General features: G+C 62.7%; 15 protein-coding genes. 7 read left to right on the top strand and 8 right to left on the bottom strand.

What is annotated here, in order from left to right; translation table 11 throughout:
- Nucleotides 1-51 precede the first annotated feature (51 nt).
- The 5 genes from osmF to ACJ8QF_RS02515 form a co-directional block, all read right to left on the bottom strand.
- The gene (osmF, locus tag ACJ8QF_RS02535; RefSeq protein WP_004939374.1) at nt 52-981 is read right to left on the bottom strand and encodes a glycine betaine ABC transporter substrate-binding protein OsmF; all 930 of its coding nucleotides are present in this window, start codon (nt 979-981) and stop codon (nt 52-54) included.
- Nucleotides 982-994: 13 nt separating this feature from the next.
- A complete protein-coding gene (locus ACJ8QF_RS02530) occupies nt 995-2053 on the bottom strand; it encodes a fatty acid desaturase (protein ID WP_442537232.1) in 1059 nt (352 codons plus the stop codon).
- 88 nt (nt 2054-2141) lie between these two features.
- Nucleotides 2142-2618 (bottom strand): OsmC family protein, encoded by a 477-nt coding sequence (locus tag ACJ8QF_RS02525; protein WP_004939379.1) that lies wholly within the window; start codon nt 2616-2618, stop codon nt 2142-2144.
- A 140-nt stretch (nt 2619-2758) separates the two neighbouring features.
- Entirely contained in the window at nt 2759-3121 is a 363-nt protein-coding gene (locus ACJ8QF_RS02520; RefSeq protein WP_021503935.1) for a cell envelope integrity TolA C-terminal domain-containing protein, read from the bottom strand.
- A 43-nt stretch (nt 3122-3164) separates the two neighbouring features.
- Nucleotides 3165-4076, bottom strand: coding sequence for a LysR substrate-binding domain-containing protein (locus ACJ8QF_RS02515; protein ID WP_044031667.1), 912 nt, complete (start codon nt 4074-4076; stop codon nt 3165-3167).
- A 140-nt stretch (nt 4077-4216) separates the two neighbouring features.
- On the opposite strand from ACJ8QF_RS02515, the gene ACJ8QF_RS02510 reads away from it, so the two are divergent.
- From ACJ8QF_RS02510 to ACJ8QF_RS02500, 3 genes are read left to right on the top strand one after another with little or no spacing between them, the layout of a single operon-like run.
- On the top strand, nt 4217-4861 hold the full coding sequence (locus tag ACJ8QF_RS02510) for a hydrolase (protein WP_004939390.1): 645 nt from the start codon (nt 4217-4219) through the stop codon (nt 4859-4861).
- A 48-nt stretch (nt 4862-4909) separates the two neighbouring features.
- Nucleotides 4910-5455 carry an antibiotic biosynthesis monooxygenase gene (locus ACJ8QF_RS02505; RefSeq protein ID WP_004939393.1) on the top strand — a complete coding sequence of 182 codons (546 nt, stop codon included), beginning with the start codon at nt 4910-4912 and terminating at the stop codon, nt 5453-5455.
- Between the two features lie 21 nt (nt 5456-5476).
- On the top strand, nt 5477-7348 hold the full coding sequence (locus ACJ8QF_RS02500) for an amidohydrolase (RefSeq protein WP_442537231.1): 1872 nt from the start codon (nt 5477-5479) through the stop codon (nt 7346-7348).
- Nucleotides 7349-7450: 102 nt separating this feature from the next.
- On the opposite strand, the gene ACJ8QF_RS02495 is transcribed toward ACJ8QF_RS02500, so the two are convergent.
- The 3 genes from ACJ8QF_RS02495 to ACJ8QF_RS02485 form a co-directional block, all read right to left on the bottom strand.
- Entirely contained in the window at nt 7451-8581 is a 1131-nt protein-coding gene (locus ACJ8QF_RS02495; protein ID WP_004939399.1) for a Gfo/Idh/MocA family protein, read from the bottom strand.
- Between the two features lie 228 nt (nt 8582-8809).
- On the bottom strand, nt 8810-9433 hold the full coding sequence (locus tag ACJ8QF_RS02490) for a glutathione S-transferase family protein (protein ID WP_004939402.1): 624 nt from the start codon (nt 9431-9433) through the stop codon (nt 8810-8812).
- 9 nt (nt 9434-9442) lie between these two features.
- Nucleotides 9443-9625, bottom strand: a complete 183-nt coding sequence (locus ACJ8QF_RS02485; protein WP_004939404.1) for a DUF1127 domain-containing protein — start codon at nt 9623-9625, stop codon at nt 9443-9445.
- A 181-nt stretch (nt 9626-9806) separates the two neighbouring features.
- Between ACJ8QF_RS02485 and ACJ8QF_RS02480 the strand changes: the two genes are divergently transcribed.
- The 4 genes from ACJ8QF_RS02480 to ACJ8QF_RS02465 all read left to right on the top strand — a co-directional run bounded on the left by ACJ8QF_RS02480 (nt 9807) and on the right by ACJ8QF_RS02465 (nt 13907).
- Nucleotides 9807-11243, top strand: coding sequence for an aminotransferase-like domain-containing protein (locus ACJ8QF_RS02480; RefSeq protein ID WP_021503937.1), 1437 nt, complete (start codon nt 9807-9809; stop codon nt 11241-11243).
- A gap of 78 nt (nt 11244-11321) precedes the next feature.
- A complete protein-coding gene (locus ACJ8QF_RS02475) occupies nt 11322-12209 on the top strand; it encodes an oxidoreductase (protein ID WP_442537230.1) in 888 nt (295 codons plus the stop codon).
- A gap of 10 nt (nt 12210-12219) precedes the next feature.
- Complete coding sequence (locus ACJ8QF_RS02470; protein ID WP_442537229.1) at nt 12220-13245, top strand: AraC family transcriptional regulator; 1026 nt, start codon at nt 12220-12222, stop codon at nt 13243-13245.
- Complete coding sequence (locus ACJ8QF_RS02465) at nt 13242-13907, top strand: epimerase (protein ID WP_044031670.1); 666 nt, start codon at nt 13242-13244, stop codon at nt 13905-13907. Before ACJ8QF_RS02470 ends, ACJ8QF_RS02465 begins: the two co-directional genes overlap by 4 nt.
- Nucleotides 13908-13911 lie beyond the last annotated feature (4 nt).

The raw sequence follows: 13911 nt of genomic DNA, 5'->3' as shown, positions 1-13911 counted from the left end.
CGGCTCCCTCGGTTTACCCCCTCTCCCGACGGCAAAGGGGGCACCTCGGCATTATCCCTTAACAAACCCTTTCTCTTTCAGGTAAGCAGCCGCCACCTGTTTGGCGTCCTGGCCTTCCACAGCGATCTGCGCGTTGAGCTTTTGCAGCGTCGGCCCGTCCAGCGAGGCGAACACCGGCTTCAGCAGTTCAGGCAGATTGGCGTGCGCCTTCAGCGCCGCTTCGCGCACGATCGGCGCCGGCGCGTAGATCGGCTGTACGCCTTTCGGATCCGCCAGCGTCTGCAGCCCCAGCGCCGCCACCGGGCCATCGGTGCCGTAGGCCATCGCCGCGTTGACGCCGGAGGTCTGCTCCGCCGCCGCCTTGATGGTCACCGCCGTATCGCCGCCGGCCAGGGACAGCAGCTGATCCTGATTCAGTTTGAAGCCGTAGGCGTTCTGAAACGCCGGCAGCGCATCCGGCCGCTCGATAAATTCCGCCGAGGCCGCCAGCTTGAACTTGCCGCCGCCGTTGATCCACTTGCCGAGATCCGCCAGCGTTTTGAGATGGTTGGCGTCCGCCACGTCCTGACGAATGGCGATGGTCCAGGTGTTGTTGGCCGGCGCCGCATCGAGCCAGACGATTTTGTTTTTGTCGTAGTCGAGCTGCTTCACCTTCTCGAAGCCGGCCTGGGCGTTCTTCCACGCCGGATCTTTCTCATCGGAGAAGAAAAACGCGCCGTTGCCGGTGTATTCCGGGTAGATGTCGATCTCGCCGGAAGTGATGGCGCCGCGCAGCACCTTGGTGGTGCCGAGCTGCAGCTTGTTGGTGGTTTTGATGCCGTTGGCTTCCAGCACCTGCACGATGATGTTGCCGAGCAGCGAACCTTCGGTATCGATCTTGGAACCGACGCGCACCGAGTCGGCTGCCTGTGCCAGACCGCCGACGGCCAGCAGAGCCAGCGCGACGGCAAAGGAACGTCCGCGTGATAAGGTGATTGCCATACTTTTCCTCTGGTTATATGTTTTCCGGCTCATGGGCCAGTTCGGTTGGAAAATCCTGAGAAACGCGCTTCCAGCGCGCAATAAGTTTTTTCTTCGGCAGGACATCGCGTTCCTCCCGCCGTTCGCCGGCGCTCAGCGGATGCACGCCGACGTCGATCGGCGTCAGTGCGTAATCGCGCAGCCACTCGCCATAACCCTGCGCGACGAATCCCTGGCTGCGGCGCTGATACGCCTCGCGCTCCGCCAGGTAGACTTCGCGCAGGCCATACCAGGGCAGGCCGGGCAAATCGTGATGCACTAAATGGTAGTTCAGATTGAGAAACAGCAGCCGCCACGGCCAGCCCGCCTCATTAATAATAGAACGTGCCTGCGGTGCGTCCACGGCGCGATGCTCAAAAAACGATCTTACCTTGGTCAGCGCCAGCGCCGGGTAGCTGATGGCCAACAGGTAAAACGCCGCGCCGATGCCCTGCATCTGCAGCCAGTGCAGCAGCACCGCCAACAGCGACAGATGCACCAGCCACATCGCCCAGGCGCGCAGATCGCCCGCTGCAAGCGTCTTCACTGCGCCGAACAGCGTGGTGACGATATCCAGCGCCGGGCCGAGGAGCACCCGGCCGATCAGCGTATTGCGCACCGTGGCCAGCCGCGGCAGCAGGCGGGGATAACGCCGCCACTGCGCGGCGCTGAAGTAGTAACTTTCGGGATCTTCATGCGGATCGGTCAGGTGGTCGTTGCGGTGGTGGCGCAGATGCGAATCCCGATACAGCCCATAGGGATACCACACCGCCAGCGGCAACAGGCCGAACAGCTGATTGACGCGCGGCCAGCGCGTCGGATGGCCGTGGATCAGCTCGTGTTGCAGCGACATATACCCGGTGGTCAGCAGGATCAGCAGCGGCGCGCCAAGCCACGGGCCCAGCGCCTGCCAATAATGCGCCACGCCGAACCAGCCGCCGTACACTGCCGCCATGATCCCCCAGGTAGGCAACTCCAGCCGCCAGTGCCAGCGCCGATGAAGCCGCCGGATGCGGTCGCGTTGTTCAGGGTGCAAATAGTGGGCGTGGGACATGCTGCGGCTCGCGGTGGGGATTTTCCCCCAGTATCGGTGAGCCGCAGTGACGTTCAAAATAACGAAAATGGCAAAGCTAAGTGAAAATTCAGCGGGTTGCGTACTCGGCCTGCGGTTCGCACGCCACCGGGAAATTCACCGAGTTGGCGATAAAGCACAGGTGATGTGCCTGCTCGTGCAGCTGTTGCGCCAGCTGCAGATCGTCGCCGTCGCGCACCGTGACCTGCGGCCGCAGCGTCACCGAGGTGAAAAAGCCACCGCGCGCCGCATCTTCGCGCATCACCCCGACGGCGTTGTCCTGATAGGCCAGTACGGAAATGCCCGAGGTAGCGCATAAATGCAGATACCATAATTTGTGACAGGCGCTGAGCGAAGCCACCAGCAAATCCTCCGGATTCCAGCGCGTCGCGTCACCGCGAAAGGCCGGATCGGCTGAACCGGCGATATCTGCCTTGCCCACGGCGCCGATCAGGTGATCGCGCCCATAGGCGCGGTAATCTTCGGTGCCTGCGCCCAAATTCCCCTGCCAGGTGACCGCCACCTGATAATGATGCTCGCCTTTCATGCCTTTTTCTCCCGTTGACCGGCCAATGAAAAATCGCCTTGCTGCATGTCCGGAGAACACTATTGGCGGAAAAGCGCGAAGATGCAAACGGCGAAACGAGAAAAAACGGGCCGCGCAAGCGGCCCGTCGGTCATAGGTTTTCAGGGAACGAAATCGAGCACCACGGCGTTGAACAGCGCGTATTCGGTAGCGCTGGCCATCGGCGGAAACTGCGCGCGCTGCACCGCAGCGCTCGCCGCTGCGCACAGGGGCGCATCGCCTCTTACGATCTTGCTGCTCGCCAGCTTGCCGTCCGGCTGCAAACGGATAGCGAGGGTGCAACGCTGACCGTGCGCATGTTCCGGCAAGCGCAGCTCGCGGCTCACCGCGTTATGCACCCGCTCCGGGTAACTGAGCTGCGTTGCGGCCAATGCCGGGGCCTGCGGCAACGGTATGCCGGCCTCACGCCCGGCGCCGCAGCCGCTCAGCAACAACAACGCCAACAGGCTTAGTGTCTTTTTCATTCCCTATGTCCTTATTGGGGGATTTATCCTTATCGAGCGGCCCTCACTGCGCCGCCGGGTAGGCCTCGCCGTCGTCCGCGTAGCGCTGCAGCCGTTCGCGCCACCATTTGGCCGCCAGGCCGCTGGCGCTTTCCCGCCAACCGAAATAGGCGATGTCGCTGCAGCGTTCCGATTCAACGCGTTTCGCCACCAGTTCGCCGCTGTTCAGGTAAGGTTCCGCCAAAGAACGCGGCAGATAGCCGCAGCCCAGCCCGGCCAGCTGCGCCTGCAGCTTGGCGTCGAAACCGAAGACCGTCAGCGTATCCTGCTCTTCCAGCAGATTCAGGCTCTGCGGCGCGTTGACGCGCGAAGTGTCGCGCACCACCACCGCCCGGTGCTGACGGATTTCGTCCTTCGGCAACGGTTCCGGCAATGCCGCCAGCGGATGCTGCGGCGCGACGGCGAACACGTAGTCCAGCTGCCCCAGGCGGCTGAACGCATAACCCACCCGTGACGGCGGCTCGCAGATGGCGCCGATGATAATGTCGGCGCAACCGTAGACCAGCGACTCCCAGGAGCCGGCCAGCACTTCGTGGCTGAAACGCAGCCGGGTATGGTGATGCTGTTGGTAGAACTCTTCTATCAGCGGCAACAGGCGGGCAAACGGGAAGGAGGCGTCGATCCCGAGCGTGATCTCGCTTTCCCAGCCGTTTTCGACATAGCGCGCCTGCTGTTCCAGATCCTGCGCCGCGCGCAGCAGCACCCGCCCTTTTTCCAGCATCAGCTTGCCGGTATCGGTGAACTTCGCCCGATGACCGGAGCGATCGAGCAGGGTGATGTCGAGATCGTTCTCCAGCTTTTGCACCATATAGCTCAGTGCCGAAGGGGTTTTAAACAGTGCGGCGGCCGCGGCGGCGAAAGATCCGTGCCGGTCCAGCGCGTCCAAAATCAGCAGCGCTTCCAGGTTTAATCTCATGCTTTCTCCCGTGTATAAAAAAACTCAACAAGTCGGCAAAAATTCTGCGGTATCTTTGAAATCGCCCTCTGCCTACCATGGGTTTTATCGGCGTTACACTCATCAGATGTTCAACCGAAATATCACTGGGAAGGTAAATTATGTCCAAGTTTCAACTGCTTGATAAAGACAATTCCGCACTGATTTTTATCGATCATCAACCACAAATGGCCTTCGGCGTGGCTAATATTGATCGTCAGCAACTGAAAAACAACGTTGTTGGTTTGGCGAAGGCAGGCAAGATTTTCAACGTTCCCACCCTTTTCACCTCGGTCGAAACCGAAAGCTTCAGCGGCTATATCTGGCCGGAACTGCTGGCGGTACACCCTGAAATCACCCCGATTGAACGCACCTCGATGAACTCCTGGGAAGACGCGGCCTTCGTTAAAGCCGTGGAAGCCACCGGCCGTAAAAAGCTGGTGATCTCCGCGCTGTGGACCGAGGTGTGCCTGACTTTCCCGGCGCTGATGGCGCTGGAAGCCGGCTATGAAGTGTATGTGGTGACCGACACCTCCGGCGGCACCTCCGTCGATGCGCACGAACGTTCGATTGACCGCATGGTGCAGGCCGGCGCCGTACCGGTGACCTGGCAGCAGGTGCTGCTGGAGTACCAACGCGACTGGGCGCGCAAAGATACCTACGACGCGGTGATGGCGCTGGTGCGCGAACACAGCGGCGCGTACGGCATGGGCGTCGACTACGCTTACACCATGGTGCACCACGCACCGGCCCGCACGGTGAAATAATTCCCCTTGCCCCGGCCTCGCGCCGGGGTATTTTCAGGAGTCGGTTTTATGGCCCATCCGCAGCATGTCACGCTGGTGATCACCCACCGTTTGGCGCCGGGGAACGAACAGGCCTATGAGGCCTGGCTGAACCGCATCATGCCCGACGCCGCGGGCTTCACCGGCCATTTAGGCGTCAACGTGATTCGCCCTTCCGGCGACGAACAGGCCTATACGGTGCTGGTCCGCTTCGATAATCTCGACAATCTCTACCGCTGGCTCAACTCGCCGCAGCGCAAGCAATACATCGAAGAAGTCACTCCGCTGTTGCTGGAGAACGACCATATCGAGATCCGCCCCGGCGCAGAGTTCTGGTTTACCCCGCCCAACCCCAGCGTGCGCCAGCCGCCCCAGTGGAAGCAATTCATCATCACCCTGCTGGTGATCTTTCCATCCACCAATCTGGTGCCCTGGTTTTGGGGACGGGTGCTGCCGCAGCTGGACGGCTCGCTGCTCGGCCATTTTCTCAATGACGCCACCGTGGTCGCCCTGGTGGTGTACCTGTGGATGCCTATCGTGACTCGCGTTTTTCATCAATGGCTGACCCGCCGCTAGGCGGTTCGCCGGGAGAATGTTATGAACCACCACGCTTCATTTATCATCACCAACGGCAAGTTTCACACCGTCGATCGCCAACACCCCACCGCGCAAGCGGTCGCCATCCGCGACGGCAAGTTTCTGGCGGTCGGCAGCGAAAGCGAAGTCATGCAGCACGCCGGGCCGGAAACCCAGGTGATCGATCTGCACGGCCACACCGCCATTCCGGGCCTGAACGACTCGCACCTGCACCTGATCCGCGGCGGCCTGAACTATAACCTGGAGCTGCGCTGGGAAGGCGTGCCCTCGCTGGCCGACGCGCTGCGCATGTTAAAAGAACAGGCGCTGCGCACCCCGAGCCCGCAATGGGTGCGGGTGGTCGGCGGCTGGACCGAATTCCAGTTCGCCGAGCGCCGCATGCCGACGCTGGACGAAATCAACCAGGCGGCGCCGGACACGCCGGTATTTATTCTGCATCTCTACGATCGCGCGCTGCTCAACCGCGCGGCGTTGAAGGTGGTCGGCTACACCAAAGACACGCCGAACCCGCCGGGCGGCGAGATCCAGCGCGACGCCAACGGCAACCCGACCGGCATGCTGATCGCCAAACCCAACGCCATGATCCTGTACGCCACGCTGGCGAAAGGGCCGAAGCTGCCGCTGGAGCAGCAGGTCAACTCCACCCGTCAGTTCATGCGTGAGCTGAACCGCCTCGGTCTCACCAGCGCCATCGACGCCGGCGGCGGCTTCCAGAACTACCCGGAAGATTATCAGGTGATCGCCGAGCTGCACGAGAAAAAGCAGCTGACCATCCGCATCGCCTATAACCTGTTCACCCAGCGGCCTAAACAGGAGCTGGAAGACTTCGAGCTGTGGACCGATATGCTCAAACCGGGCCAGGGCACCGACTTCTATCGCCACAACGGCGCCGGCGAGATGCTGGTGTTTTCCGCCGCCGACTTCGAAGACTTCCTGCAGCCGCGCCCGGATCTGCCGCCGGGCACCGAAGACGAACTGGAGCGAGTGGTTCGCCATCTGGTCGAGCACCGCTGGCCGTTCCGCCTGCACGCCACCTATGACGAATCCATCAGCCGCATGCTGGACGTGTTCGAGAAGGTGAACCGCGACATTCCGTTCAACGGCCTGCACTGGCTGTTCGACCACGCCGAAACCATTACCGAGCGCAATATCGAGCGCGTCAAGGCGCTGGGCGGCGGCATTGCGGTGCAGCACCGCATGGCGTTCCAGGGGGAGTATTTCGCCGACCGTTACGGCATCGAAGCCACCAAACATACGCCGCCGGTGGCGAAAATGCTGGCGGCCGAGCTGCCGGTCGGGCTGGGCACCGACGCCACCCGCGTCGCCAGCTACAACCCGTGGACGGCGCTGTACTGGCTGGTTTCCGGCCGCACCGTCGGCGGCATGGCGATGTACGACGACAGCGCGCGGCTGGATCGCGAAACGGCGCTAATGCTGTGGACGCAAGGCAGCGCCTGGTTCTCCACCGAGCAGGGCAAGAAAGGCCAGATCAAGGTCGGCCAGTTGGCGGATTTGGCGGTGCTGTCGCAGGACTACTTCAGCGTGCCGGAAGAGCAGATCAAAGGCATCGAGTCGGTGATGACGGTGGTGGACGGCAAAGTGGTCTACGCCGCCGGCAGCTTCTCACCGCTGGCGCCGCCGCCGCTGCCGGTGCTGCCGGAGTGGTCGCCGGTCACCCAGGTGCCGGGCCATTACCGCTCCGCACCGCCGTCGGCGGCGGCCCGCGTCGGGGTAGTGAGCCAGGTGCATCAATGCTGCGGCCCGTGCGGCGTGCATGCACACCAGCATGACATCGCACGCAGCTCCAGCATCCCGGTGTCGGACGAGAATGCCTTCTGGGGCGCGTTCGGCTGTTCGTGTTTCTCGTTCTAAGTTATCAAGCCAATAACTTATTATAAAGTTAACTTAATAAGCTATTAAGCTGACAACATAATAAACTAATGGCGCTGTCCACGGGAGAGCGCCATTTCATTTTCAATCGCGGTTGATCTCCAGCCAGCGCCGCTGTTCGGCGGAGGCGGCTATCGCGTCCAGCACGCACGACACCTTCCAGCCCTCTTCAAAGTCCGGCCACATGCGATCGCCCGCGGCGATGCCATTGACCAGATCGCGGATCTCCACCGTCTTCTGATCGTTAAAGCCGATGCCGTGCCCGGCGCTGATGCAAAACGCCGCATAGTCCGGGTGCTTCGGCCCCACCAGCAGCGTCTTGAACCCCTGCCGCTCCGTCGGTTCATCGTGCCGATACAGCTTCAGCTCCGCCATCCGCTCCTGGGTATAGCTCAGCGTGCCTTTGGTGCCGGTGACCACATAGGTCAACCCCATCTTGCGCCCGCAGGCAATGCGCGACGTTTCGATAGTGCCCATCGCGCCACCAGCGAAACGCAGCAACGCACTGGCCTGATCTTCGTTTTCCACCGGGTGCAGGCGCGTCGGGTCCTGCGGATCCGGGCGCTGTTTGATCACGGTCTGCATATCGCCGGAAACCGCCACGATATCGCCCACCAGGTAGTGCGCCATATTGACGATGTGCGCCGCCAGATCCCCGAGCGCGCCCAGCCCGGCGCTGGCGCGGCGGCAGTGCCAGTCGATCGGCGTGCGCGGATCGGCCAGATAATCCTCATTGTGGGTGCCGTAAAAATGCACCACCTCGCCGATTTCGCCGTTGGCGATAATTTCGCGCGCCAGTTGGCTGGTGGGGTTTTTCATGTAGTTAAAACCGACCAGCGTTTTCACCCCCTTGGCGCGCGCGGCCTGCACCATCTCCGCCGCGTCGGCGGCGTCCAGCGCCAGCGGCTTTTCCGAATACACGTGCTTGCCGTGGCGGATCGCCGCCAGCGCCATCTCTTTATGCAAAAAGTTGGGGGCGCAGATGTCCACCACATCGATCGCCGGATCGGCCACCAGCTGCCGCCAGTCGCCGGTCGAGCGCGCAAAGCCGAATTCGGCGGCGCGCTGCGCCGCCAGCTCGGGCGTCACTTCCGCCAGCATCTCCAGCACCAGTTCCCCTTTCAGAGGAAAGACCGTGGCGGCCTGCGCATAGGCGATAGCGTGACAACGCCCGATATAACCGGTGCCGATTAACCCAACGCGTACCTGTTTCATCATTTTCTCCCGTGACCAAAATTCTGCGTAGAACCAGGCGTCGCTCAATGAAACGCGCCGGTTGATAACGGGTTTATATGGAATATAAATTTCAATAACAAGCACACAGGAAAATAAAGTTCATATTCGTGATGCCGTTCATGAAACGTTGACGGGATGATGTAATGAGGAAACTCCGGACACGGTGGGGCGTATCCGGACAAGATGAAATGAACCGTTTATTTCATATCACGGTAAACCGTTAGCACCGTGCTGCACGTAGCCAGGGCGTTGCAGCAGGCGCTGCTGATAGGCCGCCAGCGCCGCATAATGTGGCCGCTCGAACGGCGTCATCAGCCAGCGGTTCAGCGACAGCCCCAGCACCACGTCCGCCAGCGTGAAGGCGGCGCCGGCGGCATAAGGGCCGTGCTGCGCCAGGTGTGCGTCCAACAAACCCATCAGCCGGTTCCATTCGCGCTCGGCGGCTGCCAGGCTGGCGGCATCCTGATAATCCGCATGCCCACGCACCCGCGACATAAACACGTAGCGCCAGGCGCCGTTCAGATCGGTAGCCTGCCAGTCCATCCACATCTCCACCGCCGCGCGCGCGCCGGGTGCCTGCGGCAGCAGATCTTGCCGCCCTTCCCGCCCCGCCAGATAGCGGCAAATGGTATTCGACTCCCACAGCACCCGCTCGCCGTCGATCAGCACCGGCACCAGGCCGTTGGGATTCAGCGCCAAAAACGCCGGCTCCTGCGTGGAGCGATAACCGCTGCCCCAGTCCTCCCGTTCCAGCGTCAGCCCCAACTCCTGACAGGTCCATAACACCTTGCGCACGTTGATCGATGAGGCTTTACCCAATAATTTCAGCATTGACTTTCCTTATTCTCTCCAGAACGGTTTATACCCTTCCCTCCAGGCTTCCGCCCGCGTCAGGCCGATATCCGCCAGCTGTCTGTCGTTCAGCAGCAGTAACTCTCTGCGCGTTCTGCGACGCAACAAATACCAACGCCAGCGTGACCAGCCTACCCGTCGCCACATCGTCATGCCATCAAACAGAGCCATCTTATTATCCCCCCTGATGTTTTCGCCTGGTAGTGATGATGCGCGCCAGGCAAAAAACAATACAGATTCACGCTGGCGCTATTTTTTTCATACAGCTGCGCCAAAAAACCCGCTGAATGGTTTATTTTGAACGTATCTGTACCGGTTTTTTTAATCCTGCCCCCCGATGAGAGGCCTCTGTATGACACGCTACGCCACGCTGGCCGCCATTCTCAGCCAACGCATTCAGCAAGGGTTGTATCCGGCCGGCCATCGCCTGCCTTCGGTGCGCGCGTTGAGCCAGGAGCACGGCGTCAGCATCAGCACGGTGCAGCAAGCCTACCGGTTGCTCGAGGAACAGCGCCTGGTGGAAGCGCGGCCGAAGTCGGGCTACTTCGTGCATACGCGGCGCGCGCAGGCCGAGCTGCCCGCCATGACGGCGCCGGTGCAGCGGCCGGTGGACATTTCGCAATGGGAGCAGGTGCTGGAACTGGTGCGCAGCCGGCCGCGCGAAGGCCTGATCCAGCTGGGGCGCGGCATGCCGGATATCGCCGAACCGACGATGAAACCGCTGATCGTCGCCCTGCGCAACGCCGCCCGCCACGGCGACCTGCGCAGCCTGTATTACGACAGCATTCAGGGCGTGGCCGCGCTGCGCGAACAGGTCGCCCGTCTGCTGCTGGACTCCGGCTGCCAAATCGGCCCCGATCAGCTGCTGATCACCACCGGTTGTCAGGAAGCAATCTCCGCCGGGCTGCGCGCCGTTTGCCAACCCGGCGACATCGTGGCGGTCGATTCGCCCTGCTTCCACGGCACCATGCAGACGCTGAAGGGGCTGGGCATCAAGGCGCTGGAAATCCCCACCGATCCGCTCACCGGCGTCAGCCTGGCGGCGCTGGAGATGGCGCTGGAACAGTGGCCGGTCAAGGCCATCCTGCTGACGCCCAACTGTAATAATCCGCTGGGCTACATCATGCCCGACGCCCACAAACAGCGGCTGCTGACGCTGGCACAGCGCCACGACGCGGCGATCATCGAAGACGATGTCTACGGCGACATCGCCTATCACTACCCGCGGCCGCGCACCATCAAGTCATTCGACGACGACGGCCGCGTGCTGCTGTGCAGCTCGTTTTCCAAAACGCTGGCGCCGGGGCTGCGCGTGGGCTGGATCGCGCCCGGCCGCTACCTGGAACGGGTGCTGCACATGAAGTTCATCGGCTCCGGCGCCACCGCCACCCAGCCGCAGCTGGCGATCGCCGAATTTATCCGCGGCGGGCATTACCTGCAGCACCTGCGGCGCATGCGCGCACGCTACCAGCAGAACCGCGACCGCATGACCGATCTTATCCTGAAACACTTCCCGGCCGGCACCCGCGTCAGCCGGCCGCGCGGCGGTTTTATGCTGTGGATCGAACTGGACGAAGCGTTCGACACCCTGCGGCTGAACCGCCATCTTGAACAGCAAGGCGTACAAATCGCCGTCGGCAGCATCTTTTCCGCCGCCGGCAAGTACCGCAACTGCCTGCGCATCAACTATGCGCCGACGCTGACGACAGAGATCGAGCTGGCAGTACAGAAGGTCGGCGCCACCATCCAGCGGCTGATGCCGGCCGACAGTTTGGCGCAATCGGATTAAATCTTGACGCGATCGGATTATCGCTGCGCTGCCCGGCGCTCTAAAGTGGCATCACACCCACTCGCAATCAGGAAGGTCATGATGTCTCAGTCACAGGTATGGTTAATCACCGGCAGTTCCCGCGGCCTGGGCCAACAGCTGGCGCAGGCGGTGTTGGCCGCCGGGCACCGTCTGGTCGCCACCGCCCGTCAGCCGCAACAGCTGCAGCCGCTGGTGGAACGCTACGGCGATCGGGTCGCCACGATCGCGCTCGACGTCACCGACGCCGCTGCCGCCGAACGCGCGGTGCGCACGGCGATTGAACGCTTCGGTCGGCTGGACGTGCTGGTCAACAACGCCGGCTACGGCAATATCGCACCGGTGGAGGAAGCCGATGAAGCCGATTTTCGCGCGCAGCTCGAAACCAACTTCTTCGGCGTGTTCAACGTCACCCGCGCGGCGCTGCCGATATTACGCCGGCAGGGCAGCGGCCATATCATCCAGATCGCCACCATCGGCGCTCGCCTCGGCATTGCCGGCCTCAGCGCCTACCATACCGCCAAGTGGGCGGTCGAAGGGTTCTCCGAATCATTGGCCAAAGAGATGGCCCCCTTCGGCGTCAAGGTGACGATGGTCGAACCCGGCGGCTTCCGCACCGACTGGGCCGGTTCTTCAATGACCATTGCGCCGATCGGCGAAGCCTATCAGCCGACGCTGGGGCCGATGCTGGCCTTCCTGCAGCAGCATAACGGCAGCCAAACCGGCGATCCGGCCAAGGCGGCGCAGGCGATCCTGCAGTTGGCGGCGCTGGAAGCCCCTCCGCTACGCCTGCTGCTCGGCAGCGACGCGGTGCATATGGCGGCGCAGGTGTTGGCAGAACGCCAGGCGGAGGACGCCGCGTTTCGCGCCCTCAGTCTCAGCACCGACCACGATGACAGCTTGCCGGATCACGCCGCGATGGCGGCGGTGGTGACGGGAAAATCCTAAGGAGCCCGCATTGAGCAGCGATCAAATTCCGGTTTCCGGCGCGCTGGCGGTACACCTGGCGGCGCAGGGCGTCGATATCGAGCAGCTCGGCCGATTGGCCGGGTTGCCCGCCGGGCTGTTCGGCGAACGGCGCGACAAGATTAAACTCACTACGCAACAATTCTTCTCTCTTTGGCGCAGTCTGCCGCAGTTGAACGACGATCCCGCCTTCGGTCTACGTCTGGGCGGCGAGGCGGCGCCGGAACACTATGACATTGCGTTGGTCGCCGCGCTGCATTCCGCCACGCTGGGCGAAGCATTGCAAAAGGTGGCGCGCTATAAACGGCTGGTTTGCCCGGAAGAGCTGATGCTGGTGGAAGACGGCGACAGCATGCGCCTGCACACCCGCTGGACCATGAGCGAAGGCCACGCGCCGGCGCTGCTGATCGACGCCATGTTCGCCGCCATCACGGCCCTGTGTCGGCGCGGCACCGGCTTGCCCCTGCAGCCGCAGGCGATCGAATTGACCCGGCGAGCGGACGCCGCCTCGCCGCTGGCGCGCTATTTCGGCTGCCCGGTGACATTCAACGCCCCGCTGGACGTGCTGGTGTTCGATCGCGCGTTGATGCGTCACCCCTTCGTCACCTACAACCAGGCCATGCTGACGGTGCTGCTGCCGGGGCTGGAGGCGGAGCTGGCCAAATCGCAGTCGGCGCACGATCTGCCCACGCAGGTGATGGCGATCCTCAGCCGCAGCATGCGCGGCCAGCGCCCCAGCGTCAACAGCGTGGCCGCTGAACTCTATCTCAGCCCGCGCACGCTGCAGCGCCGCTTGCAACAGCACGGCTACAGCTACCAGCAATTGTTGGACAAAACCCGCCACCGCACCGCCTGCCGGCTGTTGGCGGAAACCGACCTTGAACCGGGCGAAATCGCCTTTGTGCTGGGATTCGAAGAGCTGAATTCGTTCAGCCGCGCCTTTATTCAGTGGGAAACGCTGACGCCCAGCCGCTGGCGCACGCAGCGCGCCGCCGGCCAGTGGGAGAACAGAGCATGAAAGTGATTATTTTCGGCGCCAGCGGCATGGTGGGCCAGGGCGCACTGCGGGAATGCCTGCACGATCCGCGCGTCAGCGAAGTGCTCAGCATCGGCCGAAGCCCGTTGGCCCAGAGCCACGCCAAACTGCGCCAGCTTTCTGTGCCCGATCTGCGTGATCTGTCGGCGCTGGAGCCGCAGCTCGCCGGCTACGACGCCTGCTTCTTCTGCCTGGGGATTTCGTCCTCCGGCCTGAGTGAAGCTGAATATCGCGCGGTGACTTACGATCTGACGCTGGCCGCCGCCCGCCCGTTGGCGACGCTGAATCCGTCGATGGTCTTCGTCTACGTCTCCGGCCTCGGCACCGACAGCAGCGAACGCGGCCGCAGCATGTGGGCCAGGGTCAAGGGCGCCACCGAAAACGCGCTGCTGGCGCTGCCGTTCCACGCGGTGATGTTCCGCCCCGGCGCCATTGTGCCGCTGCACGGCATTCGCTCCAAAACCCGCCTCTACGATCTGGCCTATCGGCTGTTCAAGCCGCTGTGGCTCGGCGCATTGCGGCTGTTTCCCGCCCGGGTAAGCAGCACCGAACGAATCGGGCGGGCGATGCTGGCGGTGGCGCGACGGGAAAGCGCGCTGCGCATCATCGAACCGGCGCAGATCAACCGGCTGGCGGCATCCTGAACAA

Source organism: Serratia sp. CY81684 (assembly GCF_052166595.1).
Lineage (GTDB): Bacteria > Pseudomonadota > Gammaproteobacteria > Enterobacterales > Enterobacteriaceae > Serratia > Serratia nematodiphila.
The sequence above is the reverse complement of the archived record's forward strand: the minus strand, read 5'-3'. Positions and strand labels throughout refer to the sequence as shown.